This is a genomic window from Acetobacter syzygii (genome assembly GCF_000964225.1).
Lineage (GTDB): Bacteria > Pseudomonadota > Alphaproteobacteria > Acetobacterales > Acetobacteraceae > Acetobacter > Acetobacter syzygii.
The window spans coordinates 201000-223999 of record NZ_BAMZ01000008.1 but is presented as its reverse complement, the minus strand read 5'-3'; the positions used below and the strand labels follow the sequence as shown (position 1 = coordinate 223999).

At 60.7% G+C, this 23000-nt stretch carries 22 protein-coding genes and 1 riboswitch; of the genes, 7 read left to right on the top strand and 15 right to left on the bottom strand.

The genetic code is table 11. The annotated features are described in order from the left end of the window. The 4 genes from Absy_RS03850 to Absy_RS03835 form a co-directional block, all read right to left on the bottom strand. Positions 1–984 carry an NAD-dependent epimerase/dehydratase family protein gene (locus tag Absy_RS03850; protein WP_048853375.1) on the bottom strand — a complete coding sequence of 328 codons (984 nt, stop codon included), beginning with the start codon at positions 982–984 and terminating at the stop codon, positions 1–3. 84 nt (positions 985–1068) lie between these two features. Then, on the bottom strand, positions 1069–1590 hold the full coding sequence (locus Absy_RS03845) for a DUF192 domain-containing protein (RefSeq protein WP_048853424.1): 522 nt from the start codon (positions 1588–1590) through the stop codon (positions 1069–1071). Between the two features lie 49 nt (positions 1591–1639). Continuing rightward, positions 1640–2317 carry an MBL fold metallo-hydrolase gene (locus tag Absy_RS03840; protein WP_048853374.1) on the bottom strand — a complete coding sequence of 226 codons (678 nt, stop codon included), beginning with the start codon at positions 2315–2317 and terminating at the stop codon, positions 1640–1642. A 112-nt stretch (positions 2318–2429) separates the two neighbouring features. Beyond that, positions 2430–2843 (bottom strand): host attachment protein, encoded by a 414-nt coding sequence (locus Absy_RS03835; protein ID WP_048853373.1) that lies wholly within the window; start codon positions 2841–2843, stop codon positions 2430–2432. Between the two features lie 123 nt (positions 2844–2966). Between Absy_RS03835 and Absy_RS03830 the strand changes: the two genes are divergently transcribed. The 5 genes from Absy_RS03830 to Absy_RS03810 all read left to right on the top strand — a co-directional run bounded on the left by Absy_RS03830 (position 2967) and on the right by Absy_RS03810 (position 6597). Continuing rightward, positions 2967–4067, top strand: a complete 1101-nt coding sequence (locus Absy_RS03830) for an XdhC family protein (protein ID WP_048853372.1) — start codon at positions 2967–2969, stop codon at positions 4065–4067. Further along, positions 4061–4696, top strand: coding sequence for a nucleotidyltransferase family protein (locus Absy_RS03825; protein WP_084596853.1), 636 nt, complete (start codon positions 4061–4063; stop codon positions 4694–4696). The genes Absy_RS03830 and Absy_RS03825 overlap by 7 nt, the downstream gene beginning before the upstream one ends. Before the next feature lie 89 nt (positions 4697–4785). Next, a complete protein-coding gene (locus Absy_RS03820) occupies positions 4786–5136 on the top strand; it encodes a RidA family protein (RefSeq protein WP_048853371.1) in 351 nt (116 codons plus the stop codon). Between the two features lie 313 nt (positions 5137–5449). After that, positions 5450–6148 (top strand): CHAP domain-containing protein, encoded by a 699-nt coding sequence (locus Absy_RS03815; RefSeq protein ID WP_048853370.1) that lies wholly within the window; start codon positions 5450–5452, stop codon positions 6146–6148. Between the two features lie 107 nt (positions 6149–6255). Beyond that, positions 6256–6597 (top strand): tRNA-binding protein, encoded by a 342-nt coding sequence (locus Absy_RS03810; protein WP_048853369.1) that lies wholly within the window; start codon positions 6256–6258, stop codon positions 6595–6597. A gap of 85 nt (positions 6598–6682) precedes the next feature. Here the strand turns inward: Absy_RS03810 and Absy_RS03805 are convergent, their stop codons facing one another. From Absy_RS03805 to Absy_RS03770, 8 genes are all read right to left on the bottom strand, one after another. Further along, positions 6683–7525: a TetR/AcrR family transcriptional regulator gene (locus Absy_RS03805; RefSeq protein WP_148315534.1), complete on the bottom strand. Its 843-nt coding sequence runs from the start codon at positions 7523–7525 to the stop codon at positions 6683–6685. Then, the gene (locus Absy_RS03800) at positions 7483–8100 is read right to left on the bottom strand and encodes a hypothetical protein (RefSeq protein WP_146802542.1); all 618 of its coding nucleotides are present in this window, start codon (positions 8098–8100) and stop codon (positions 7483–7485) included. Before Absy_RS03800 ends, Absy_RS03805 begins: the two co-directional genes overlap by 43 nt. A gap of 307 nt (positions 8101–8407) precedes the next feature. Beyond that, a complete protein-coding gene (gene gcvP, locus Absy_RS03795) occupies positions 8408–11290 on the bottom strand; it encodes an aminomethyl-transferring glycine dehydrogenase (RefSeq protein ID WP_048853421.1) in 2883 nt (960 codons plus the stop codon). 136 nt (positions 11291–11426) lie between these two features. After that, positions 11427–11792 carry a glycine cleavage system protein GcvH gene (gcvH, locus tag Absy_RS03790; RefSeq protein ID WP_048853367.1) on the bottom strand — a complete coding sequence of 122 codons (366 nt, stop codon included), beginning with the start codon at positions 11790–11792 and terminating at the stop codon, positions 11427–11429. A gap of 72 nt (positions 11793–11864) precedes the next feature. Beyond that, on the bottom strand, positions 11865–13001 hold the full coding sequence (gcvT, locus tag Absy_RS03785) for a glycine cleavage system aminomethyltransferase GcvT (RefSeq protein WP_048853366.1): 1137 nt from the start codon (positions 12999–13001) through the stop codon (positions 11865–11867). Between the two features lie 163 nt (positions 13002–13164). Next, a riboswitch (glycine riboswitch) is annotated at positions 13165–13255 on the bottom strand. Positions 13256–13306: 51 nt separating this feature from the next. Then, positions 13307–14179 (bottom strand): polyamine aminopropyltransferase, encoded by an 873-nt coding sequence (speE, locus tag Absy_RS03780; RefSeq protein WP_048853420.1) that lies wholly within the window; start codon positions 14177–14179, stop codon positions 13307–13309. Positions 14180–14308: 129 nt separating this feature from the next. Next, positions 14309–14776 (bottom strand): adenosylmethionine decarboxylase, encoded by a 468-nt coding sequence (gene speD / locus Absy_RS03775; protein ID WP_048853365.1) that lies wholly within the window; start codon positions 14774–14776, stop codon positions 14309–14311. A 102-nt stretch (positions 14777–14878) separates the two neighbouring features. After that, positions 14879–17608 carry a hypothetical protein gene (locus tag Absy_RS03770; RefSeq protein WP_146802544.1) on the bottom strand — a complete coding sequence of 910 codons (2730 nt, stop codon included), beginning with the start codon at positions 17606–17608 and terminating at the stop codon, positions 14879–14881. A 160-nt stretch (positions 17609–17768) separates the two neighbouring features. On the opposite strand from Absy_RS03770, the gene Absy_RS03765 reads away from it, so the two are divergent. Next, positions 17769–18698, top strand: a complete 930-nt coding sequence (locus Absy_RS03765; RefSeq protein WP_048853363.1) for a LysR family transcriptional regulator — start codon at positions 17769–17771, stop codon at positions 18696–18698. Between the two features lie 14 nt (positions 18699–18712). Beyond that, a complete protein-coding gene (locus tag Absy_RS03760; RefSeq protein WP_048853419.1) occupies positions 18713–19594 on the top strand; it encodes an NmrA family NAD(P)-binding protein in 882 nt (293 codons plus the stop codon). Positions 19595–19606: 12 nt separating this feature from the next. On the opposite strand, the gene Absy_RS03755 is transcribed toward Absy_RS03760, so the two are convergent. The 3 genes from Absy_RS03755 to Absy_RS12715 form a co-directional block, all read right to left on the bottom strand. Then, positions 19607–21754: an EAL domain-containing protein gene (locus tag Absy_RS03755; RefSeq protein ID WP_048853362.1), complete on the bottom strand. Its 2148-nt coding sequence runs from the start codon at positions 21752–21754 to the stop codon at positions 19607–19609. 302 nt (positions 21755–22056) lie between these two features. Beyond that, positions 22057–22536 (bottom strand): hypothetical protein, encoded by a 480-nt coding sequence (locus Absy_RS03750; protein WP_048853361.1) that lies wholly within the window; start codon positions 22534–22536, stop codon positions 22057–22059. After that, positions 22523–22990, bottom strand: a complete 468-nt coding sequence (locus Absy_RS12715) for a hypothetical protein (RefSeq protein WP_048853360.1) — start codon at positions 22988–22990, stop codon at positions 22523–22525. The genes Absy_RS03750 and Absy_RS12715 overlap by 14 nt, the downstream gene beginning before the upstream one ends. Positions 22991–23000 lie beyond the last annotated feature (10 nt).

Genomic DNA, 23000 nt, shown 5'->3' with positions numbered 1-23000 from the left:
TTACAAAATGTCCATCTTTGCAGGGCCGTGAAAATAATACCAGCGCACAAACGCAGCAATGCCATCAATCAGCTCCGTTTGGGGCTGCCAGCCCGTTAGCTGGCGGATGGCTGCAATATCGGCCCATGTTTTTTCCACATCGGCTGCGGGGCGAGGGAGAAGGTGGATATTGGCTTTGATCTCCAGCACCTCCTCCAGCACATCTATAAGCGTGCGCACGCTATGTGGCCGCTGGCTACCCACGTTGAGCACACGGGCGGTGCCTTGCCGGGGTGGTTTGTCAAACACGGCCAGCACGGCGGATACAACATCGGCAATATAGGTAAAATCGCGGGCAAGGGATTTGCCATCGTACAGGGTAACAGGCCGCCCCTCCATTATGGCGCGTGTAAAGCTGTAATACGCCATATCTGGCCGCCCCCACGGACCGTAAACGGTAAAAAACCGCAGGCCGGTCTGGGGAATGCCATAAAGGTAACTATAGGTGGCGGACGCAAGCTCCGCGCTGCGTTTGCTTACGGCATAGAACGAACCGGGCTGGTCTACGGGGTCTGTCTCGGTAAAAGGCAGCTTGTTGTTGCGGCCATACACGGAAGAGGATGAGGCATAGACCAGATGCTCCAGCCTTGGTTGCCTGCGGGCAAACTCCAGCACGCCAACATGGCCCTTCACATTGGTATCGGCAAAGGCATAAGGGTTCTGGAGCGAGTGGCCGACCCCGGCCTGCGCGGCAAAATGGAAAATACCGCGAATGTGCGGTTCCCTGGCTGCCAGTGCCATAAGCTGGTCTGGCTGGCAGATATCGACCCCATAGCAAAAAAATCCGGGGTATTGCTCCAGTAACAGCAGGCGGCTTTTTTTCAGGCGGGGGTCAAGGCAGGAGGTCAGGTTATCAATACCGACCACCCGCTCACCCCGCTCCAGCAGCGCGCGTGCAACATGAAAACCAATAAAACCGGCCGCACCGGTTACCAGAAATGCCAAAATTCCGCCCCGTACCCTAGGGGCACGCACGCTCCACCAGCCCTGTGCCCAACGGGGCCGTTCTAGCGGAGCTTGCGTGGCACGTCAGGGCGTTTTTGTGGTTGGCTGTTCTGTTCTGGGTTGGGTAACAGGCACAGGAGGGGCCAGCGTGGCTGATTCCACCTTATCCCCCACCACAATACCCAGCTTGGCGGTTACACCCCCTGCCAGCTCCAGCGTAGCCAGTGCCGGTCCATGGCTGCTGATATGGGCCAGACTCTGCGGTACTGCATTTTCCACAATAGCCTGCACCCGCCGGTCGGGACCAATAAAGACGATATCGAGCGGAACAAGAGTGTTTTCCATCCACATATCGCTCTGCTGGGGCACACCCCATGGGAACAACATGCCTCCATCGGCAGGCACCTGCGTGCGGAACATCTCGCCCACCTGCTGCTGGCGTGGGGTTTTGGCCAGTTCTACCGAAAAGACATGCGACCCCGTGGCAGAAACAATGGTCAGCGATTCCTTGGGCAGGACCGGCTGGGCCTGTGTGGGTTCCCCCGAATCTTCTGCCAGAGCGGGCAAACCCCATGCCACGCCCGCACTACCAAGCAGCGCGGCCATAAGCAGCCCGAACAGTTGTTTGTTCTTCACGTCCTGTTTTCTCCTGCACTCAAGACTCGTCTTGCAAGAACGGGTTAGCCGTCCGCTCCGCACCTAATGTGGACAGTCCACCATGACCGGGCACTATCACAATATCATCCCCTAGCGGCAGCAGCTTTTCGCGTATGCCCTGCACAAGCTGCGGGCCATTGCCATAGGCAAAATCCGTGCGGCCAATGGAACCACGGAACAGCACATCCCCCACAAAAGCAAACCGGGCCTGTTCGTCCACCAGCACAACATGGCCCGGCGTATGCCCCGGCACATGCACAACACGCAACTGGCAGCCCAAATAATCCAGCACCTCGCCATCGCGCACAAAACGATCGACCGAGGCATTCTCCAACCCTGAAAGGCCAAAATGCCGGGCCTGATCGGTTATGGAAGAAAGCAGAAAACCATCCCGCTCATCCGGTCCGATAACAGCAGGGCGCGGCTTGCCCTGTGCCTCCAGCCCACGGCACAGGGCCGCCACGCCGCCTGCGTGGTCCAGGTGCCCGTGGGTAAGCAGAATGGCCTCCAACGCCAGAGATTTGCGCTGCAAAAAGTCCAGCAGCATATCCGCATCCCCGCCCACATCGACCATGAGGCACCGCCCCGTATCCGCATTCCACAAGATGGAGCAGTTCTGCCGGAAAGGCGTAACCGGAACGATCCGTAACTGCATGCCGGGATAGGAAACCTGCATATGTGACCCCTTATTTGCGCCGTGTTTTGGCCAGTATGCCAAAAAAAAGCTGCCAGACGGAACCATTAAGGAACCATCTGGCAGCTCTGACTGATGGTGTTGTGGGCTTTATTTAGCCCGGCAGCACCCAGCCGGTAGCCGGAATATCAAAATGCTTGTGCAGTTCGTGGGCCGGAATGTTGGTCAGATCCTTGATCAGGGTCTTGATCACCTTGGCTTCCGCAGGCTTGCTCAGGTGTGCACGAATGTCGTGCATGATTGGTGCCGGAGCGGCAATAACAAAGCCTGCCACCTTGGCACCATGGGCCACCATGGCGTTAATCCGGTCAGCCACGTTACGGGCAAAACCTTCCTTGGCGGCCGTGCGGGGGTCCGTTTCGGGCGGGAGCTTGCCGGGGGTATCTTCGTGGCCATCAGCGTTAATGTCGCTCACGTCGCGCATTTCGCCCTGCGCATCATGCAAAAAGCGGACTTTGCCACCATCTGCCACAACGTAAACAACCTGGCCGTCTCTTTCTTCAGTCATAAAAATATGTCCTTTTTCAAAATCGTGCAGCCCGTCCCCATTGTGTGCTGTGCAGTCACGCGGCTTCTGGCCTGTTCTGCTGCCAATGGGCAGTCTGTGTGCACAGTGATATAGGCAACGATCATGACAGTTCCAGCCCCCCCTCCCCAACTCCTGACACCACTGGACCACGCACTGGCATGGGCACGGGCCGGAGAGCCGGTTGCCCTTGCCACCGTAACCGGCACATGGGGCAGCTCCCCCCGCCCTGCGGGAAGCTGCATGGCCATCAGTGCAAACGGAGCGGTTGAAGGCTCGGTCAGCGGGGGGTGTGTGGAAACAGATGTAATGACCCACGCGCAGGACATTATGGCCGGAAGCCCCGCACAAACGCTGGAATATGGCGTAAGCAGCGCCCGCGCGTGGGAGGTCGGGCTGGCCTGTGGCGGCAGGCTGGACGTGCAGGTCGAAGCCATAAAATCCACCGCCTGCCCCACCGGCACCCTGCCTCTGGCCCTGCTGGAACAGGCCTGTGCGTGCATGGCAAACCGGCAGGCGGCGGCTCTTGTACGCCTCCCCAATGGCGTGCAGCACGCACTTGTTGTGCAAACCGAGCAGGGCAGCACTGTGCAATCCGGCACCTGCCCGCCCGAAATCTGCCAGGCCGCACAGACCCGGATGCAGCATGGCCGCAGTGGAGAAGAATCGGATGCCCAGGGGCAGCTCTGGTTTGTGCAGCCACTGGTGCCTGCCCCGCGCCTGCTTATTGTTGGGGCTGTGCACATAGCCCAGTCCCTTGCCCGCATGGCCAGCATGGTCGGGCTGGCCCCCGTGGTCATTGACCCGCGCACGGCACTGGCCACGGTCCAGCGTTTTCCCGGCCTTGTACCCGGCCAGACCTTGCTGACCGACTGGCCGGATGAGGCCATGCAGGCTTTGGGCATAGACCGCATGACCGCCATTGCCACCCTGACGCACGATGCCAAGCTGGATGACCCCACGCTGGAGGTCGCGCTGCGCAGTCCCGCTTTTTATATTGGCGCGCTCGGGTCGCGCACAACACAGGCCAGCCGCATGGAACGCCTGAGCGGGCTGGGCTTTGGGGCGGAGGCACTGGCCCGCATCCGTGGCCCCATAGGGCTGGCCATTGGCGCAGTTGGGGCTGAGGAAATAGCCTTGTCCATTCTGGCCGACATTATTGCCGTGCGCAGGCAGGCCCCGCTGGCAGAGGCACGTGGATGGTAGCGGAACTGGCAGGCACGCTGGCCATTGTTCTGGCGGCTGGCCAGTCCTCCCGCACGGGGGCGCAGCATAAACTTCTAGCCCCGGATGCCACGGGTTGCCCCATGCTGGCCCGGACCCTGCACAATACCCTGTGCAGTGCCGCAGCCCATGTGCTGGTGCTACTCCCCCCCGACCGTTCTGACCTTGCCGCCATCCCCCATGCCATGGCCGCCTACGGCACACGCCTGAGCACCCGGCAGATGGACAATGCCGCCAGCGGCCTGTCCGCCTCGCTCCATGCGGGGGTGCGCGCTGCACAGGCCATGCAGGCCAGCAGCCTGCTTGTCTGCCTTGGGGATATGCCGCTCGTCCCCACCCATCTGCTCAACGCCCTGTTATACGAACAGCACACCACACAGGCCCCCGTTGTGGCTGCACAGCGGAACGGCAGGCCCGGCAACCCCGTAGTCTGGTCCAGCACCCTGTTTACGCAGTTGCTAACGGTTACGGGGGATCAAGGGGGGCGCCAGATCCTGCGCGCACTTGGCCCCGCCGTGCGCCTGCTCCCGGCCCCGGCAGACCTGCTGGAAGATTTTGATACGCCAGACAGGCTGGCCCAGTTTGCACGTATGGCACCACCCGCCTGTTGACCGCGGGCGCGTTCGCTCCGAAAACTAGCAGACCGCATGAACGCTGTGTTCGTGCGCCATAGGGCTGATGATCCCCAAGGACGTGTTTTATGAGCAAAATCCTGCGTACCAACCCCAACCCGATTCTGTCCGCCGCAGTGGAATACCATGGCTTTGTGTTCACTCAGGGTGTGGTTGCCCGTGATCTGGAACAGGACGTGGAAGGCCAGACCCGCGACGTACTGGAACAGCTGGACACCCTGCTGGAACAGCACGGCACGGACAAGACCCGCCTGCTTCAGGCCCAGATCTGGCTGAAGGACATTAACGACCGCGACAAGCTGAACAACCTGTGGAGCGTATGGCTGCCAGAAGGTCAGGCTCCGGCCCGCGCCTGTGTGCAGGGCATTCTGGCTGACCCGCGGATGCTGGTCGAAATCATGCTTGTGACCACAAAATAAACCCCACACCCCCGCCGGGCTGGCACTGCAACAGGCGTGGTTTTTTAGCCACAGATCCACCGAATCAGAATCAGCCCGGCTTTTCCTCCCCATTCCCTTACGCACGCCCCGCAACGCGGATTAAGGCAATCTGGTGACAGATGATAGGAATTTATTCCTATTTTTCATTTTCAACCGAGGTCTTTTTAGCAAACAGTCACTTTCGCGTTTTTGCTGCGCAATGAGCGCTTGCCTGATCTGCATGGTTGTTTATACCTGATTCCAGAACATGCAGCTGACCTAAACTAAAGCAAGCCAGGGAAAGGCAGACACGATGCGGGATGGACGGTCTAAAAAGCTAAAACTTACGCTGGCCGTCGTGTCCTTTGTTACTGCTTCCTTCCTGACCTGCGGCGCTCAGGCCCGCAGCAGCCACACCGCCCGGCACCATAGCCACGGTATCCGCCTTGCATCCTCCCACCATCACCACCGCAGCTCCGGCCATGTGATCCAGTGTGTAGCCTATGCCAAGTCCGCATCCGATGTGGTGCTGCGCGGCAATGCGCGGGACTGGTGGCACAATGCCGCAGGCGTTTACGAACGTGGGCTTGAACCCAAAGCTGGCAGCGTGCTCAACTTCCGCGCCACACGCCGTATGCCGCTTGGCCATGTTGCCGTTGTGCGCAACATTGTGGACAACCGCACCATTGTTATTGACCAGTCACACTGGGCGCAGGCTGGCATAAGCCATAATGTGTCCGTCATTGACGTGTCTCCCAACAACGACTGGTCCGCTGTGCGTGTTGCCCTTAACGGCAACAACGGCAGCTACGGCTCCATCTACCCCACCTACGGGTTTATTTACCCCCGTTCGGCTGGCAAGAACGCCGCCCCTGCCAGCCTGAGGCAGGAAGTTATGACCGCATGGGCCAACAAAACACCTGCCACTCAGCTGGCACAGGCCCCTGCAACAGCTCACCCCATTACGGCTGGTGCGCAGGACAACTCTGTGACTTTTCAGGAACAGAAGTAACCTCTACCTTGACCTGAATGATAAAGCATAAACCCCGGTCAGGTTGCCTGATCGGGGATTTTTTTGCACAATAACCCCGCATACCGCACCAGCAGACGTGTAGCAGCATGAGTATAGCGCCCATGATTGAGCATTTTGCCGCATTGGATATACGCATTGGCACCATACTGGCAGCAGAGGCTTTTCCGCAGGCCCGCAAACCAGCATGGAAATTAAAAATCGATTTTGGAGCAGAACTGGGGGTTAAAAACTCCAGCGCGCAGATCACCGCCCTTTACACCCCAGAGACGCTGGTAGGGCGGCAGGTGGTGTGCGTGGTCAACCTTGGTCCGCGCCAGATTGGTCCATTTATTTCCGAAGTGCTGGTGCTGGGTGCGCCGGATGCGCAAGGCCATATTGTGCTGCTTGCGCCCGAACGCAGCGTGCCCAACGGGCAAAAAATTTCCTGACCTGCCCACAACAACGGCCTTGAGAGCCGCTATGAGGGCGACCATGCAGGCGTTAAAAACCGCCCTTTGCCCCTTGCCCATTGCCCTAGGCTGGTGGGCCAGAAGCAATGCGGACCCGCACCGCACTGGCAAGCACGTTCCAGCTTGCTTCAAAAAAACGATCTTTGTCTTCATCCGACTTAAAGGGCTTATGCCCGCTCAGCATCTGGTGCAGGGGCCAGCCAGTAACCAGCCCGCGCAGGCTCATTTCCAGCATCGCAACCTCGGCCCGGTTTGCAGGAGTATCCGGCCAACCCAGCACCTGCCCCAGCAAATAGGTCATACGCTGGTGGAGCGGTTCTATAGCTCTGTCCAGATCTGCGGTTATGCTGGCAAACTGCTGGCAGTCCATAATAAGGATACGGTAGGTTTCCACCGTTTCAGGCACCAGCAAAAAGTCCAGAAAGCGGCGGAGCATATCCTTTATGGCATCCATGGGGTCCGCTATGCCCCCCGACTGGTTATGCAGAATGGCAACCATATGCTGGCACCGCTCGTGCACCACAGCCCGGAACAGTTCTTTTTTGGAAGGGTAACGCCGGTAAATGGTTGCCTTGGAGCACCCTATGACCTTGGCAATATGCTCCACGGAAGTTGCCGCGTATCCCCCCCGCATAAACTCTGCCGTGGCCACTGCAATAACCGTGCGATCCAGTTCCTCCGCCGCCTCGTGCGAGGGGCGACCGCCCGCATGTACAACTCCGTCTGCCATCAATCCCTGTAAACCCGTCCCTGTTTGTCCCAACACGCGATGCGCCAAGCATAGCCCCTTCCCCCCGAACAGGGAAATGACAACCACGCTGGCCTCTCCCCCACTCCGGGCGTGCAATGGGGGCAGGCTGGTGCTCAGTCGGGCAGGAGTTCCATATCCAACCGTGCAACCTGCCACGACATTAAAACACCCTGCGCCTGTTCGGACAGGTGAACATCCACGCCATGTGCGTTTTCCATCAGCAGCATACCGTGGCCATGCCCGGCCACGGCCGCACCACCAGTAGTCCAGTAGGTTCCGCTAAAATCCTCGGGGCGGGTAATGTTGCGCACACACCCCGTAGCCTGAAAAACCGCCTGCCCCACGGCCAGCATTCCCCCGCCGCGAGCAACAATCTGGTAAGTGTGACCGCCCAGTTCCAGCGTGCCGCGCCCCCACTGGTAGCCTACCATGGCCCCCAGTTCTTTGACCTTAAGGGTCAACCGCCCATCCTGCGCCCCACAAGGCAGGTTTTGCGGCCCGGATTGGGGCTGTTGGGGCTGTTGGGGCTGTTGGGGCTGTTGGGGCTGCGCATACACAGGGGTCATGCCCAGCCAAAGAGCGGCCCCAGCCACAACCATGCACCGGCCGTTCAGGGCGGAGCAACGCAAAGCCCAACGCCTCCAGCCCCCGCTCAACCGCTGTTGGGGCGCGTAAGTGGGCAGCGCACGCTGGGGGGTGGCACAACTGGATATATCAGCCAACACTGGCACGGAACCTTGCATCCTTTGGCATAGGGCAGGCTGCTCGGCAGAGCCCCCCGTAAATGGCCGAAATTTGAGAAACGGAACTGTTTCGTTTTATAAGAGCGCCCAGCCTCTGTCAAACTCCACATACACCTGCCCGGCCTCCCGCCATGCCGCGTGCTTCCCCCCCGCTTGAATGCACCAGAGCGCCACCCTTGCCCGCCCCAACCATGTGCGCCAGAAGGGCGCCGAGCAAAAAGGCGCGCAAAAACAAAGGGCGGCTGGAGCATCAACTCCAGCCGCCCTTGTGCAGCACCCGGATCAGGGGAATGGATTATTCCATCCACTCCGCAATATCGGGGCAGGAACAGACAAGGTTGCGGTCCCCGTAAACATTGTCGATCCGGGCAACGTTGGGCCAGTATTTGGTGGCCGGGTTAACACCGGGTGGAAAGCACGCCTGCCTGCGGGTGTACGGATGCGCCCATTCCTCGGCGGTCAGGGCTGTGCCCGTATGGGGGGCGTGGCGCAGCACGGACTGCTCTGCCGTAACCTGCCCGTCTTCCACGGCCTGCACTTCCGCACGAATAGCCAGCATGGCATCGCAAAAACGATCCAGCTCGGCTTTGCCCTCGGATTCCGTGGGTTCGATCATAAAGGTGCCAGCAACGGGAAAACTGACCGTAGGGGCATGGAAGCCGTAGTCCACCAGCCGCTTGGCCATATCGTCCACCGTAATCCCTGCACTCTCCTTGATCGGGCGCAGGTCCAGAATGCACTCGTGCGCCACGCGCCCCTTGGCGCCGCGGTACAGCACCGGATACGCAGCAGACAAACGGCTGACAATATAGTTGGCGTTGAGGATCGCCACCTGCGTTGCCCGCTTCAGCCCTTCATCCCCCATCAGGCGGATATAGGCCCACGAGATGGGCAGAATGGAAGCCGAACCAAACTGCGCAGCACTGACCGCCATGGCATCCGGGTCAGCCGGATTACCGGGCAGGAAGGGCGCAAGGTGGGCGCGCACACCAATTGGCCCCATGCCCGGCCCACCACCCCCGTGGGGAATGCAGAAGGTCTTGTGCAGGTTAAAGTGGCTGACATCCCCGCCGTAATCCGCCGGACGGGCAAGGCCGACCTGTGCGTTCATATTCGCGCCATCCACATACACCTGCCCGCCTGCATCGTGCACCAGATCGCAGATGGCGCGCATGTTCTCCTCGAACACACCGTGGGTGGAGGGATAGGTGATCATAACAGCGGACAGGTCAGCGGCATGGGCCGCCACCTTGTCCTGCATATCTGCCAGATCAATGTTCCCTTCCGCATCGCATTTGACCACCACAACGCGCATCCCCGCCATCTGGGCGGAGGCCGGGTTAGTGCCATGGGCGGAAGCGGGGATAAGGCACACATTGCGCCCACCCTCGCCACGGGCCTGATGGTAGGCCCTGATAGCCAGCAGCCCCGCGTATTCCCCCTGTGCGCCCGAATTGGGCTGGAAGGACACCGCATCATACCCGCTAATGGCGCAGAGCCAGCGCTCCAGATCCTTGAACAGGGTATGGTAACCCTGCGCCTGATCAGACGGAGCAAAAGGGTGCAGGTCACAAAAGCCGGGCCAGGTAATGGGCAGCATTTCCACCGTGGCATTCAGCTTCATGGTGCAGGAGCCAAGCGGGATCATCGTACGATCAAGCGCCAGATCCTTGTCGGCCAGACGGCGCAGGTAGCGCAGCATATCCGTTTCGGACCGGCAGGAGCCAAAAACCGCCTGCTGCATAAAGGCCGTCTGGCGCACCAGTGCATCCGGCACGGCGGCAGGGGCCTGCGCCAGCCTGAGCGCCATATGCCCGATACGGTCCTGATCATCACAGAACACGGACCAGACATCGAGCACCGTGCGCACGCTGCTGGTCTCGTCCAGACTTATGCCAATCCGGCCTTCTCCCGCGTTGCGCAGGTTTATGCCTTTGGCGCACGCGCGGGCCAGCAGGTCGGGTGCTGCGCTGCCTGCATCAACAGTCAGCGTATCAAAAAACGCCGTGGTTTCCACCACCACGCCCAGTTCGCGCAGACCTGCGGCCAGTGTGGCGGTCAGCCCATGCACTCGCCGGGCAATGGCCAGCAGCCCCTGCGGGCCGTGGTACACCGCATACATGCCCGCAATAATGGCCAGCAACACCTGCGCCGTGCAGATGTTGGATGTCGCTTTTTCGCGCCGGATGTGCTGTTCGCGCGTTTGCAGCGCCAGACGGTAAGCCGGACGCCCCTCACTATCGACCGAAACACCAACAAGGCGACCGGGCATACTGCGTTTGTACGCATCCCGCACAGCCATGTACGCCGCGTGGGGGCCACCAAACCCCATGGGAACACCAAAACGCTGGGTGGAGCCAATGGCAATATCCGCTCCCAGCTCGCCGGGGGCGGCCAGCATGGTCAAAGCCAGCAGGTCTGCCGCCATAACCGCAATGCCACCCGCGCCATGCAGCGCATCCACCACCGCACGGGGGTCCGTAATCTGCCCCGAAGAGCCGGGGTACTGGAGCAGGGCACCAAACACGTCCGCCGCATTCAGCTCCGTGGCCGGGTTACCCACCTGCACGGCAAAGCCCATGGGTTCGGCACGGGTTTTAAGCACGGCAATGGTTTGGGGGTGGCAGTCCGCATCCACAAAAAATGTGTTGGAGGTGGATTTGGCAACACGCTTGGCCAGAGCCATGGCCTCGGCTGCTGCCGTTGCCTCATCCAGCAGGGAGGCGTTGGCAATGTCCAGCCCGGTCAGTTCGGTCACCATGGTCTGGAAGTTCAGCAGGGCTTCCAGCCGCCCCTGGCTGATTTCTGGCTGGTAAGGCGTATAAGCCGTGTACCATGCCGGGTTTTCCAGAATATTGCGGCCAATTACGGCTGGCAGCACCGTGCCATAATACCCCTGACCGATCAGGCTGGTCAGGACCCGGTTCTGCCCTGCCAGTTCGCGCAGGCGGGCCAGCACGTCTGTTTCGGTCCAGCCTGCCCCAAGGCCCAGTGGCTTACCAACCCGGATGGCGGATGGCAGGGTCTGGTCCGTCAGCTCATCAAGGGAGCTGGCACCCACCGTTTGCAGCATGGCGGCCTGCTCGGCTGGTGTTGGGCCAATATGCCGGGCGGCAAAGGCCGCACCATCGGCTGTCAGCCCTGCAAAAGCGGGCAGGTTTTCAACTTGGGAGAACATGCAGGCACGATCCTGATTACAGGCGAAAGAACGCAGAACAGACAGGGTATGACCCGCCCCCAGACCACGCAGGCGCAAGCTAGGGAACACCCCTGCCCTGTAACAGGCCGGGGCAGTACGGGTCAGGCGTGGTTAATCAGCCAACAAACGCGGCGTAGGCAGCGGCGTCCATCAGACCTTCCAGCTGGGCGGGGTTGCTCAGGCGGAATTTAACAATCCAGCCAGCACCCTGCGGGTCGGTGCTGACAATGGAGGGGTCATCGCTCAGGGTTGCGTTGCCTTCCACAATCTCACCATCCACAGGGGCGTAAATGTCGGATGCGGCCTTGACCGATTCCACCACGGCTACGGCTTCCGTGGCCTTGACCTGCGTGCCTGCGGGCCGGGTTTCCACAAACACCAGTTCGCCCAGTTCGTCTGCTGCGTGCTGGGTAATGCCGACCACCGCCGTGTCACCATCCACGCGCAGCCATTCATGCTCGGTCGTAAAATACAGGGTCATTGCCGAATACTCCGTAAGGCTCCACGGCGGAGCCTGTTTGAAAAATATGTGAACCTGAAAGCTGGGAAAAACTCAGCGTTTAAAGCGGGCGGGCACCATAGGCATGCTGGCCACACGGGTGGGCACACCACGGCCGCGCAGTTCTGCCACAAGCTCTGTGCCAACGGCGGCATAGGGTGTTGCCACGTAACCCATGGCCACGGGGGCTGCCAGTGTGGGGCCAAATGCACCGGATGTAACCTCGCCCACAGGCTCGGCCAATGCTGCATCCGCATAAAGGGGGGCACCGTGGCGCACAGGGGCGCGGCCTTCTGGCAGCAGCCCCACGCGGCGGCGGGTTACGCCTTTTTCCAACTGCTCCAGAATAATATCCGCCCCCGGAAAACCACCAGCCCGCACACCCCCTGCACGGCGGGATTTTTGGATGGACCATTCCAGAGCCGCTTCCACGGGGGTTGTCGTCTGGTCAATATCCGCCCCGTACAGGCACAGTCCGGCTTCCAGCCGCAGGCTGTCACGCGCGCCAAGGCCGATCAGCCTGACCTGCTGGTGCTGGAGCAACTGGCGGGCCACCCGGTCCGCATCCTTGGCGGAGAGCGAAATTTCGTACCCATCTTCCCCCGTGTAACCGGAGCGGGAAACAAGGCAGCGTGCGCCATCAATTTCGAGCATACACACGTCCATAAAACGCATGGAGGCGGCATCGCCATCAAAGCTGCTCAGCACATCCTGCGCCAGCGGGCCTTGCAGGGCCAGCAAGGCGCGGTCTTCCAGCGGTTCCACCAGACAGTCGGCCAGATTGTCCTGCATATGGGCAAGGTCGGCCTGTTTGCACGCAGCGTTAACCACCAGCAGCAGGCAGTCCTCCTGCGCAATAACCATCAGGTCGTCCAGAATACCACCCGATGCGTTGGTGAACTGCGTATAGCGCTGCCGACCGGGCTTGAGCGCCACAATATCGGCCGGCACAAGGCGCTCCAGCGCGCGGGCTGCATCTTCCACACTGCCAGAACGTGCGCGAATGCGGACCTGCCCCATGTGGGACACATCAAACAGGCCCACCTGTTCGCGCACATGGCGGTGCTCGGCCATAATGCCATCTGCATATTGCAAAGGCATGGCATAGCCTGCAAACGGCACCATTTTGCCGCCAAAGTCCTGATGCAGAGTATAGAGTGGTGTGTAGAGGAGAGAAGAATCGGTGCCCATGCACGCCGCCTTACAAAAAAGGCCCAAACTCCGCGCACACCTTAAGCCGGGCATAAGGCAAAAACACGGAGCTTCGGACCGGACCGTCCGCTGCCCCTTCTGTGCTTTTGCCTGAGATCGCTATCCCGTCGGCGGGTGCGAACGCACCTCTCTCCAGAAGTTTTAGAGCGCAGGGTCCTTTTGCCTGAGAGTTTCCGGGGCGGTTGCTCCTTCGGCGCCAGCTTTTTACGGCTGGTCTCTCCCACTACGCGGCTGCGACCGTGACATTATTTCTCTTCCGAGTCAATCACGGTCGCGGGCGGGCCTTATGCTTTGGCGCCGGGCAGATGCTTGGCAATATAAGGCGGAAGATTGAAGGAACCTGTATGGATTTCTGGCGTCCAGTACTGGGTTTTTCCCAAAATTCCGGCCTGTTCGGCACGGGCGCGCACGGCGGCCGTATCCTGCCCGGCGGGGTTTGGCCCCTTGGAGGCGATGCCCAAAGTCATAAACCCGCCAACATAGGTTGGCACGGCTGCCACATAGGCGGACACATGGGGGAAGTATTTGGCACGGCGGGCGCTGGTTTCGTACAGTTCATCAGCCTGCATAAAGGGCACGCCACACTGGTTGACAATCAGCCCCTCGGCACTGAGCACGCGTGCGCAATGCTGGTAAAAACTGTCGGTAAACAGAACTTCGCCCACACCAATGGGGTCGGTGCTGTCCACAATAATGACGTCAAAAGCACCATCGGCGGCTTTGGCAACGTAATCAATCCCGTCCCCCACAATGACCTGCGCGCGCGGGTTGGTCCATGCGTCGCCCGCAATGGACGGCAGGTATTGTTTGGAAAGTTCGATGACTGCGCCGTCAATTTCCACCATCACGGCCTTTTCCACGCCGGGGTGTTCAAGCACGCGGCGCAGCACGCCACCATCGCCTGCGCCAATAATCAGCACATTGCGGGGGGCCTTGTGCGTAAACAGCGGCACGTGGGTTAGCATTTCCTGATAAACAAATTCATCACGCTCGGTAATCTGCACCACACCATCGAGCAGCAGAACACGGCCGTGAGAATCGCTTTCAAATACTACAATATCCTGAAACGGGCTGCGGGTCCGCGCCAGTTCCTTAACAACACGGAAGCGCTGGCCCCAGTTGTCGTACAGGGTTTCTTCAATCCAGTTTTCAGCCATATCAGCCATCCTTGCCGTACATGGTGCGGCAGGCCCAACCCACCAGCCAGTGGGGCAGACATGCCGTTCTATTACCGGGAAATCTATTACCGGAAAATAAGGCGCGTTCCGGTGCCATACATGCAGGGATTACCCCTGCACGCGGCCACGGCGTTCTTCGCTGACATCCAGTTGCTCGGCCTGAAACAGGCGCTGCATGACCGGAATGGCCAGATGCGGGTCACATGCCCCACACATGAAGATATCCACCGCAGCAAAGTCCCGCTCGGGCCATGTGTGGATGGAAATATGGCTTTCCGCCAGAACCACAACACCCGACACGCCGCCATTGGGTGTAAAATGGTGGAAATGGCTGTGCAGAATGGTTGCCCCTGCCGCCAGAGCCGCTTCACACAGGGTGCTGTCGATCTTTGCGGGATCGTCCAGATTTGTGGCACCCCACATGTCAACCAGCAGGTGTGTCCCTGCAAATTTTTCGCCGTCTTTTTCGACGAAATAATCTTTACGGTCTTCATCTTCGAATGAGACCGGAACAGAAATTGCCTGGTTATTGCTCGGGAGTTCCGAGACCATCCCCAGTTGAGCAAGTGCGTTCATTGACGTACCCCCAAACCAGTAGACAGCCTGTTGGGCGAAATTAATCGCCCCCTTGGGCCAAGAGCGCGCTAACTAGGGCTTTTTGCCCCCCCTATGCAAGAACTATTTTGGCTCTTTAACAGATTTGTCAAATCCGCCGGGTATGGCCACCACCCCTAAGGACACAACCGGCGCTTTTTGCACCTGCCTGAGAAGGGCCGCAAACAGCGCCTGCCGTTCCGCCCCCAGGGGGCGTTTGCCCACCCATGCCTGCAAGTTCCGCAGTGTGGCGGCATCCCCCGCAGCGGCGGCATCGGAGGCGAGGCGAATCACCAGATTGCGTTGTGTGGTGGTCAAATCTCCCTGTTCTGGCAAAGTGCGGCTGGCAAGGCGACCCACCACCAGCACGGCCTGCGCCCACTGCTGGTCCTGCTCGTACAAAGCCCCCCGCACGGACAGGCCCGCATCCGATTCATCATCGGCCAGAAGGGCCTGCGCCCCCTCCCGGTTGCCACTGGCTGCGGCAAGCTGGGCCTCATCATACCTCCGGCGGGCGGCCAGATCTTCGGGCAGATTGGGCAGCGCGCTCCGCTCCAGTGCACGCAGGGCCAGTGGGCGCTGGTTGCTCTGCAAGGCCGCCTGCGCAAGCTGCTCCTCAATATCTGCCCGCATAAGGGGCTCAATAGCCAGCACATCCGCCTGCTGCAAAACCGGAACGGCCTGTGCCGCCTGCCCCTGCGCCACAAGCTGCCGCCCCAACCCCGCCAGCAGCTTGGCCTTGAGCGGGTCATCGGGCACATGCTCCATATTCGCACGTGCCAGCGCAAGGAACTGGGTCCGAACCATAGCCGGAGCACTCTGCGGCCCGGATGGACCAGACACACGCGCCCCAGCCCCCACAGCGTGGGGGCCACGGGCTTTGGCACCATGGGCCGGAGCATCCGCCGTGCCCTGTGCCGGGCCAAAAACCAGCGCGGACAATACCGTGCGCCACGCGGCCTCCAGCCTGTCCCGCGGGGTCGCCTCGGACGGCACCAGTGCTGCCAGCACGCCTACCGCACGCACGGGCTGGCCTGCCTGTGCCAGCGCCTGCGCATAAGCCAGCCGCAGCGAAGCCAGCAGGCCACCCTGCGCACCCACAGCACCACCGGGCTGCGTGCCTTCTGCCCCGCCTTCCGCTCCGTTCGCCTGAGCGCCCTCCGGCGGAGCAGCCTTTGCGCTACCCTTGGGGGCCTGTGCGCCACCAGCACCTTGCGCTGCCAGCAACTGGCCGTAGGCATCCGCTGCCATGTCGGGGCCAATCTGGTCATGCGTCCGTAAAAAATCCACAAGCTGTGCCCGTGCCCGATCCGCCATCTGCTCATCACCCGAAGCGGTCAGGTTTTCCAGCGCTACCCGTGCGGTTTCGGCGTGGCCTGCGCGGGCCTGTAGCAGAATGCGGGGCAGATTATAGGCTGGGTCATCCGGCAGGGTGCCCATAACCGCGCGCTCATCCACCCCGCCAAACTGCGCCAGATACCAGCTGACCCGGGGCATCAGCACGGCCTGCACGGGGGCTGGGTACTGCTCCAGCCGTGCATAGCCCCGTGCAAGCAGAACGGACGTTGGGGCGCTGTCCGCCCCGCTGGCCATCAAATACGCCCCGCGCCACAAGACCATATCCGGCTCCATGGCCCAGTCTGCCGTACCCAGCGGCGCGGCCCCCGCCAGATCTCCGCTTAGTAACGCCGCGCAGGCTCGCAGGGCCAGCGCACCATTCTGTACGCCATGTTCGGGGGGCACCGGCAGGTCACGCAGCAACGCCCATGCCTGTTGTGGGGCACCCGCAGCAAAGGCCGCCTGCGCCGCTGCCACACGCCTGGTCCACAGGCTGGCCGGGTCCTGCCCTGCCTGCCCCAGTGCATCGCGCTGGGTGTGCCATGCCTGCACAAGCTGGAGGACTGATGCCGCTTTAAACCCCAGCCACAGCCAGTCCTGCCCCTGCTGCACGCTGGCGCTGGGGGGGCGTGCGGGCAAACCCACCGGCAATGGCTGGGCGGCTATGGCCTCCAGCACCGGGCCATCGGGCGTGGGCCGCAGGGCCAGTTGTGCGGAATCCGCCGCCACAACCACCCCCAGCACAGCCGGACGTACGGCATACCCCACAGCGGAATGGGGGTCGGGGCTGCCCTCCACCTGCCGGGTTGTGCCAACAAACAGCCTGCCGCCGGTTACGGGGTCCGGCAGGGTAATCACCTGCCCCGGCTGGCTCTGGGCAAACAGTACGCGGGCCGGTTGCGGGCGCACATGCACGGCAGGCTCCTGCACAGCGGGGGCGCACCGCCCCTGCGTGTGCGCCCCTGCAACACACAGTAACCAACCCGCCTTCTGCCGCGCAAAAACAACGTGGGGATGGTCCGGCAGGTAAAGCCGCAGCAGAGTGGCACCGTTAAGGGCCACACGCTCGCGCCGGTCAAATACGCCACCTTCTGCTGGCAGATGGAGCAATGCGGGCAGGGTGCGGTCCACCACCACCATCAGCTCCGCACCGGACCAGAATGCCGCCAGACCTACCGCCCCGTCGCATGGAATAAACAGGCTTGGTTCCGCCTCCGCCACACCCGGCAGGGCATCCACCTGCACATTGGTGACAGGCAGGGCGTGCAATCCATCCGAACGGGCAACATCCTGCACGGCGGGAGCGGTGTTGGCACTTCTGGCCCAAGCAGGCCCATGCGCCAGCACGCCGCAGGCCACACCTGCCAGCAACCCGGCAACCAGCACCCCACGGGTTTTGCGGGCCTGCCCCTGCATGGCACCGTACTGCCTGCCTATAACCCGCCGTTGCCAGTCCGTTACCCGCATGTGTGCCACGTTTGCCGTCTGCCCTTGCTGTGTTGCAGGTTGCCGCCAAGCCCCACAGAATGCGGAGTTACGGAGCAGGCACTGTTTACGGCACCCAACATGACAAAAACAGCCACGAACTGCTAGAACCGATCCACAGAAGACCCGGCACCACCACAGGGGCGGCACCATGCTCGACCGTTTTACCAGTATGCAGGTTTTTGTTAAGGTGGTGCAGCTTGGCAGCTTTAGCGCTGCTGCGCGCGCACTCAGCCTCTCGCCCACCATGGTCACCAAGCACGTTACCGCGCTGGAGGACCGGCTGGGCATTACCCTGTTCCGCCGCAGTACACGCCACCTTTCCCTGACCGAAGCGGGGCGGCTGTTTCTGGAAGGCAGCCAGCGTATTCTGGGGGATATGGAAGAGGTCGAGCTGGCCGTAAGCGAACAGCGGCGCGAACCGCGTGGCCACCTGCGGCTGAATGCCCCCGTCTCCTTTGCCATACGTTATGTGGCCCCTTACCTGCCCGAATTCAGCCGCCTGTACCCCCATGTTACCGTGGAACTCGGCCTGAATGACCGCACCGTGGACCTGATAGACGAAGGCTGGGACCTAACCCTGCGTATTCGCAAAATGCCTTCCAGCACCCTGCGCAGCCGCAGGCTGGCAACCATTCGCATGGTGGTGTGCGCAGCCCCTGCCTACCTGCACCATGCTGGCACCCCTACCCTTGTGGAAGAACTGAGCCAGCACCAGTGCCTTGGCTACACGCTCAGCGGTACCAACAGCGCCAGCCGCTGGAGCTTTGGCGAACGGGGCGAAAAGACCATTCCCGTATCCGGCCCGCTCAGCGCCAATAATGGCGATGTTCTGCGCGAGGCCGCCATAGCCGGTGCGGGCATTGTGTACCAGCCCGTTTTTGTTGTGAGCGAGGAGCTTAAATCTGGCCGCCTGCGCGCGCTGGCGCTGGACATGCCCCCAGCCCCCGGGCCAGACCTGCACGCAGTGTACGCACCGGGCATGACCCTGCCGCTCAAAACCCGCGCCATGATCGACTACCTGACCCAATGCTACACCCCCACCCCTCCGTGGGAGCAGGCTGTGGGCAATATTGCGTAAAAAGGCACATGCTTATGGATCTTGTTCTGGGGGCCAATGGCCATGTTGGCAGCGCCGTAGCCCAAAGGCTGCTGGCACAGGGCCGTGCAGTGACCGTAGCCCTGCGCACCCCGGCCCATGCACAGGCATGGGAACAGCGTGGTGCCCGAACAGCGGTGGTGGATGTGTGCAACACACAGGCACTGACCACCGTGCTGGCACAGGTCAGCCGCGCCTTTGTGCTAAACCCGCCAGCACCCCCCAATGTGGATACGGACAAGGCCGAACGCGCCAGTGCACGCGCCATTGTGGCAGCACTCCGCCAGGTGCGGCTGGAAAAAATTGTTGTGCAGTCCACCTATGGTGCCCAACCGGGGGAGCATTGCGCAGACCTTGGCGTGTTGTATGCCCTTGAGCAGGACGTGCAGAACCTGCCCACCCCCTGCTGCATTGTGCGCGCAGCATATTACATGAGCAACTGGCTGCCACAGGCCGCCACCGCACGCGCAAATGGCGTGCTGCAAAGCCTTATTCCCACCGATCTGGCCGTGCCTATGGTCGCCCCGCAGGACGTGGGGCATTTTGCCGCCAACCTGCTGTGCGCCCCCACAACGGACACTGGCCTTTACGCCATAGAAGGCCCGGCAACCTACACCCCCGCGCAGGTTGGAGCCTGTTTTGCCAGACTGTTCAACAGACCGGTCAGGGTTGAAGCCATACCCCGGAACACATGGAAAGAGCATTATCTGGCCAACGGGTTTTCACAGCAGGCTGCTACGTCCTACGCCAATATGACAGCCATTTTTACCAAGCAGCGCTACGACCAGCCCCAGCAACCACACAAAGGCCCAACGGGGCTTGCAGCCTATCTGGCCTCGGCTCTTGCAGAGTGGCCCCTGTTGGATCCGCCCCGTTAACCTGCGTCCTGCTCAGTCCCACGCAAATGCCACGCCCTGCCCATCCGTAATGACCTGCGGGTGCGGGCGACCCAGATAAAAACCCTGTGCTTCCGAGCAGCCCATTTTGCACACCATCTGTAACTGCGCGGCTGTTTCCACCCCCTCCACGGTTACGGTCATGGCGCGGATGCTGGCAATGCCCAGAATGGCCTGTATGATCTCCTTGGCAGTAGGGTCTGGCAGAGCCTGTATGAAGCTGCGGTCAATCTTGATTTTATCAAACGAGAATTTCCACAAATAGCTAAGCGAGGAATAGCCTGTTCCAAAATCGTCCATGCTGATCTTGCAGCCAAGGGCCTTGAGTTCGCTGAGAATGACGTTTTTGTGCTCGTATTCATCCATCAGCACGCTTTCGGTTATTTCCACCTCCAGCCGTTCGCCTGCCAGTCCGGTTTTTTGCAAAACATCTTTAACAATTTCGGGGAATTTACGATTTTTAAGCTGAAGGGGGGATACGTTGACCGAGACGTTAATATGCCCCGGCCAGTTCTGGGCCTCGCAGCAGGCGAGATGAAGAATACGCGCCCCCAGCTGGTGGATAAGCCCCGTTTCCTCCGCCAGACGGATAAACACATCGGGCGAGATCATCCCCCGTTCAGGGTGGTTCCAGCGGGCCAGTGCCTCGTAGGACTGCACCTTGCGGGCGCGAATGCCGTAAATGGGCTGGTAGTGTAGCAAAAGCCCATCCCCCTCCACCAAACGGTGCAGGGCGGAAACAAGCTCCGCGCGTTCCAGAATTTCGTAACTCAGGTCCGTATCAAACAGCTTGTGCTGGCAGCGGCCAAGGGCCTTGGCGCGGTAGAGCGCCATATCCGCATATTGCAACAGGGTGGTCACATCTGCCGCCTGGGAGGGAAAACCCGCAGCGCCAATGCTGGCACCGGATTTGGCCTCCGCCCCCTGAATGGTGTACGGCAGCCCCAGACTGGTCACCAGTTCCTCCAGCCGGCCTTCAATTTCGGTCAGGGCACCGCAATGCTGCCAGATAACCGCAAATTCATCGCCGCCCAGACGGGCTACAAAATCTTCCTCCCGGCAACAGGCCTTAAGCCGGGCGGCGGCGGCAATCAGCAGTTCATCCCCACCGCTGTGTCCGTACATGTCGTTGATGGATTTAAAATAGTCGAGGTCTATATACAGCAGCACAAACGGGTTGCCGGTATCTTGCGAAAGTTCGGCAAGGCGGATACCCAGATAATATCTGTTGGGCAGGCCGGTCAGGCTGTCATAATGTGCGAGCCGTTCAATCCTGCGCTGGGCCTCGCGGTATTCCGTAATATCGTCCGCCACGCACAGCTCCCAGCGCATATTGCCATCATCATCGGCAATCAGCAGATCATGGCGAGAGACAACGCGCGCACAGCCATCGCGGTCAACCAGCGTTTCCTCCACGGCTCCGGGCTTCTGGTATAGGAACGGGTCTTCCGCCAGCCTGCCATCAAGCTGCAATGGTGCATTGAACGAGGCACCCACATAAGAAGCAGTGGTATGGAGGCCATATTCCTCCGCCGCCTTGTTATGCACAATAATGTCGCCGGTTTTAATATCCCGCACCTGAATGGCTGTTGGAATATTATCCACAATTCCGGAAATAAAAGATTTATCGCGCATGATGGTTTTGTTGGCCTGCCGGAGTTCGCCCGCAATCTTGTTGAGCTCGTTAATGGTATCAATGGCCTGTGCGTGCAGGGAACGCGTAAGGCTTAGTGCGGAACCAAGCCCATAATACTGGCCACCTTCGGTTATAATAAATTCGTTAATCTGATTAAGGGATCGAATATTCAGGATTGTGGCAACAAAGTCGGGAACTTTTTCGTGAACATCCACCAAAATCGGCTCGCACTCCATAAGGAGGGAGATCGGGCGGTTGGCATAGACCTCGTAACCAAAACGCTGCCCCAGCCGCAAAAAAAAGTCCCGCCGCTGCACAATGCCTATGGGCCTGTTGCGCTCATCCACCACGGGAATGCCTGCCAGTTCGGCATTATCCTGAAAAATAGCAAGAACATGCGACCCCGCCTCCGTGGCGTGGACGGGGTCCACCCTGCTTGCAATATCGCGCATCTGGCGTTGGTTGGAATACGCGGGCACGTCCACCTCTAATACATGCAACGTCATGCTTTTTTTCGCCTTAACCCCGCCCGCAAGGTTAGGACAGGAAGATTCTTAACAACCGTTCGACGATACAACAACATGAAATATAACTGTTTTTTTATGAACTTATTATTATTTCCTAAATCAGCCCTTGACCCCCCAAGGTAATTTTTTCCACTCTCCCATAGTGGCCTTTTTCAACTTGTTGAATCTACCCTTCCCCCACGCACCCCCTTGGCCACCCCCACCCCAAAGGGGGGCCAACCGATCACAAGGGGCGGGCGTCCGGCTTTTTTTACTCCATTACCCGGCATGGGCGGCGGGCATCAGGCGGCTATGGCCTGTGCAAACAAGGCCGCGTTGCGTTGCGAGTCCGCAGCACCCAGCGGCGTATTATAAAATTGTTTATGATACGCACTTAAACCCACAGAATCAGTGCCCGCAGGCAAGGGGCTGGGCGCGCGTGCATACACCACGCGCGCCATGGCGCAGGCATACGCCAGATTCCCCACCAGCAAACCGGCGCTGCCCACCCCCGCATCCACCCCGCCAACCCTGCGCACCGCGGCCGCCAGAGCAGGCCGGAAGGCCAGAAAATTCCGCCAGCAGTCATCATGCGTGGCTGGCTCCATCTGCCACAGGCCCAGTGCGGGACCGCCACCATTCTGCCGGAGCCATACCAGCCCACTTTCCACCAGTGCCGTGCCGGTCACCAGCGGTACGGCGGCCGCCCCTGCCAGCCCGATCTGCGCCAGCACCGGGCGCACCAGCAGCGCTTTGAACTGCGCCAGATCAAGGCCCTGCATGGGGCACCCCCTGTTGCGGCATATCCCACGGTTCGCGCAGGTGCAGCCATTGCACCCATATGGTGCTGGCCACCTCCTGATCGGAAAGCAGGGTCGAACCAACCGCCGCCCCCACGGTGCACAAAAGCCCCGCCACCACCGCCAGCTTGCGCCACCGGCGCAGGCTATCTTCCGCAAGCTGGTTCTGCCGCTTTTGCGCGCCTGTGTGTTCGGCAAGCTGCTGGGTCAGGCGGGTCAGGGCGTTGCGCACATCCTGCGCCTGAGCCGCCCTGTTGCGCTCGCGCTCCTGCCCCTGCGCCTCAATCGAAATCAGCCGTTCCATCATGGCGGACTGGCCGGACTTGAGTGTATCCACATCGTCCTCCAGCCCATCAAGGCGGCGGGCGTGGCTGTCCACAATAACGCGCAGGTCATCCCCCGCCGCGCAGGCTCCCGCGCACTGTGTTTGGGTCATTCTTTTATCC

Coding starts and splice junctions, on each gene's coding strand:
- speD (WP_048853365.1), bottom strand. CDS start 14,776: ATGAACGCACTTGCTCAACTGGGGATGGTCTCGGAACTCCCGAGCAAT.
- gcvT (WP_048853366.1), bottom strand. CDS start 13,001: ATGGGCACCGATTCTTCTCTCCTCTACACACCACTCTATACTCTGCAT.
- Absy_RS03765 (WP_048853363.1), top strand. CDS start 17,769: ATGCTCGACCGTTTTACCAGTATGCAGGTTTTTGTTAAGGTGGTGCAG.
- Absy_RS03755 (WP_048853362.1), bottom strand. CDS start 21,754: ATGACGTTGCATGTATTAGAGGTGGACGTGCCCGCGTATTCCAACCAA.
- Absy_RS03820 (WP_048853371.1), top strand. CDS start 4,786: ATGAGCAAAATCCTGCGTACCAACCCCAACCCGATTCTGTCCGCCGCA.
- Absy_RS03840 (WP_048853374.1), bottom strand. CDS start 2,317: ATGCAGGTTTCCTATCCCGGCATGCAGTTACGGATCGTTCCGGTTACG.
- gcvP (WP_048853421.1), bottom strand. CDS start 11,290: ATGTTCTCCCAAGTTGAAAACCTGCCCGCTTTTGCAGGGCTGACAGCC.
- Absy_RS03835 (WP_048853373.1), bottom strand. CDS start 2,843: ATGACTGAAGAAAGAGACGGCCAGGTTGTTTACGTTGTGGCAGATGGT.
- gcvH (WP_048853367.1), bottom strand. CDS start 11,792: ATGACCCTGTATTTTACGACCGAGCATGAATGGCTGCGCGTGGATGGT.
- Absy_RS03815 (WP_048853370.1), top strand. CDS start 5,450: ATGCGGGATGGACGGTCTAAAAAGCTAAAACTTACGCTGGCCGTCGTG.
- Absy_RS03810 (WP_048853369.1), top strand. CDS start 6,256: ATGAGTATAGCGCCCATGATTGAGCATTTTGCCGCATTGGATATACGC.
- Absy_RS03830 (WP_048853372.1), top strand. CDS start 2,967: ATGACAGTTCCAGCCCCCCCTCCCCAACTCCTGACACCACTGGACCAC.
- Absy_RS03845 (WP_048853424.1), bottom strand. CDS start 1,590: ATGGCCGCGCTGCTTGGTAGTGCGGGCGTGGCATGGGGTTTGCCCGCT.
- Absy_RS03750 (WP_048853361.1), bottom strand. CDS start 22,536: ATGCAGGGCCTTGATCTGGCGCAGTTCAAAGCGCTGCTGGTGCGCCCG.
- Absy_RS03825 (WP_084596853.1), top strand. CDS start 4,061: ATGGTAGCGGAACTGGCAGGCACGCTGGCCATTGTTCTGGCGGCTGGC.
- speE (WP_048853420.1), bottom strand. CDS start 14,179: ATGGCTGAAAACTGGATTGAAGAAACCCTGTACGACAACTGGGGCCAG.
- Absy_RS03760 (WP_048853419.1), top strand. CDS start 18,713: ATGGATCTTGTTCTGGGGGCCAATGGCCATGTTGGCAGCGCCGTAGCC.
- Absy_RS12715 (WP_048853360.1), bottom strand. CDS start 22,990: ATGACCCAAACACAGTGCGCGGGAGCCTGCGCGGCGGGGGATGACCTG.